Here is a 2,302-nt window from a genome sequence, read left to right as displayed (position 1 = left end):
CCAGGTAGATCATCTGCTCGCCGATCTCCATTTTTTTATACAAACCACGTTCTTCGGGCAGATAGCCGATGCGTTCGATATGCGATTGATTGAGTTTTTCGCCATTAAAGTAAATCTCGCCCGAGTCGGGTGCGGTGATCTGGTTAACGATACGGATCAGCGAGGTTTTACCTGCACCATTAGGGCCAAGCAAGCCGAAGATCTGTCCGCTTTCAACTTCCAGGCTTACATCGTCCAGCGCGCGGTGACCAGCATACTGCTTTACAATATTACGGATGCTTAACATTTTTGCAAAGGGTTTATCATAGTTAATAGTACGTTTTAGATACGGCCGGTTTTAAAATGTTACAATATTTATTGAAACACGAATTGAATAAAAACACGAATTGAATAAGACACAAATTGCACGAATTTATTCGAATTACACGAATTGATTTATGTATACGAATCGAATGATGGGACACTAATTTCCCGAATTGATTTGTGTAATTAGCCCCATTCGTGAAATTCGTGTCTATTTCATTTTAATTGGTTGATACTGAACCTTAGTACTTCAATAGCCTCTTTTTGTCTCGATATGATCACATACATATAACCATTATAGATGATGGTATGCGGATATCCGTATTGTCCTCCTTTCCAAAGACCTTCTTTTTTTAGGTGATAAAGTTCATTGGCGATGATATAGTTTTTATCAAAAGTATCGCCATTATTGGATAGGGAGATCACCAAAGGATTCCGATCGTAATGATGCAATGTATCGGGGATGCCTACATAATAAAAGCGTTTATCGGGCAGGCGGCCAAAGTGGAATTTGCTGTCGTTATCAGAAAATGCAGCCTCTGCGGGGCGCGACCATTGGGTACCGTTATCCTTACTTTCGGTTAACCAAAGTTTACCCTTCCAACCCTTCCCGGTTACCCTGAGTAACATGTGCAGTATACCATCGTCGGTTTGGAAAAAAGATCCTTCGCACAAAGGCGGCAAACCCAATTTTGCCGCCGGTGCATAAAAGGCGGCGGAGTTATCCTGCTTATAAAGCGAATCGGGATAAAAGCTGCTCAGCTTCCAGCCGGAGATGCCATGCGGGTCATCAGTATAGGGGAACAGAAAATTACCGCTGATAATGAGTCTGCCGTTTTTGATGGTCTCCGGTCCGTGGTTTGGGATTAAAGGCACATGCATATCAATGGGATTGCTCCAATGCAAACCATCGGTACTTGTTTTTGCCCAAAGGTGGGTATTTTGCCGGTGTTTGGTGTACTCGCCATAATAGGCTACCAGCGTACCTTTATATTGGTATAAACCAGCGGCGGTTAATACGGTTAAAGTATCATTAACCTTGCCCGGCGATGCCAGCACAGCAGGTGCCGACCAGTGTACAAAATCCTTAGAAGTAGCATAAACTACCCGCTGGCCCGGCGAATCCTCGTCTATTAAACCGTTGCTCCATATGGCGATAAACTTATCTTTAAAACGGATAATAGAAGGGTGATGATTATACAGCCATTCCTTCTCAGGCGAGTAGATCATCGACCTTTCGATGTTTAATTTCGGAACACCGGCCTCGGTTTGGTAATTATTGCGGATGGATGGGGTTTGGGCGTGTGATTGATTGAGAATTATAAACAACCAGGCTGTAAGGGAAACTATTTTTTTATATAAATTCATCTCGGTAATGCGAATTGCAATATACCCAAATATTCCTTCATCCTTTCAAAGAAGCTTTTCTCGTTCTTACCAGGATTTGGTTTAAAGTTGGGTGATGATTGTAGTTTTTCCAATATCTCGCGTTCTTCGCGGCTTAAGGCCTTTGGTGTCCATATGTTGATGTGTACCAGCTGGTCGCCGCGGTGGTAGGAGTTTACTTCGGGGGTACCTTTGCCTTTAAGGCGTAGTATTTTGCCGCCTTGTGTGCCGGGTTCAATTTTTATTTTGGCTTTGCCGTCAATGGTTGGCACTTCTACCGTTGTACCTATGGCTGCATCAACAAAGTTTACATGCAGATCGTAAATTACATTGTTGCCATCGCGTTTAAGGGTTTCATGCGGGATCTCTTCAATCAGGATGATCAGATCGCCCGGTACACCGCCTCTTGGGGCCGCGTTTCCTTTGCCGCTCATGCTCAGTTGCATACCTTCGCTTACACCGGCAGGTACGTTTATGGTAATCAGCTCTTCGCCGCGTACAACACCATCGCCATGGCAAACAGTACATTTTGATAGTATGGTTGATCCTTCGCCGTTACACGTAGGGCAGGTGCTGGTAGTTTGCATCTGGCCCAAAATGGTATTGGTTACCC

At 44.2% G+C, this 2,302-nt stretch carries 3 protein-coding genes; all 3 read right to left on the bottom strand.

Annotated features, from left to right (window positions below; all coding sequences use genetic code 11):
• A partial coding sequence (locus AC1DPZ_RS26435) for an ABC transporter ATP-binding protein (protein WP_477409120.1) occupies window positions 1-286 on the bottom strand: 286 nt, incomplete at its 3' end.
• A 233-nt stretch (window positions 287-519) separates the two neighbouring features.
• Window positions 520-1,671 carry an exo-alpha-sialidase gene (locus tag AC1DPZ_RS26430; protein ID WP_477409118.1) on the bottom strand — a complete coding sequence of 384 codons (1,152 nt, stop codon included), beginning with the start codon at window positions 1,669-1,671 and terminating at the stop codon, window positions 520-522.
• On the bottom strand, window positions 1,668-2,302 hold a 635-nt coding region (locus AC1DPZ_RS26425), incomplete at its 5' end, for a DnaJ C-terminal domain-containing protein (RefSeq protein ID WP_477409116.1). The genes AC1DPZ_RS26430 and AC1DPZ_RS26425, both read right to left, overlap by 4 nt.

The organism is Mucilaginibacter sp. P4_G9 (assembly GCF_056400985.1).
The sequence above is the reverse complement of the archived record's forward strand: the minus strand, read 5'-3'. Positions and strand labels throughout refer to the sequence as shown.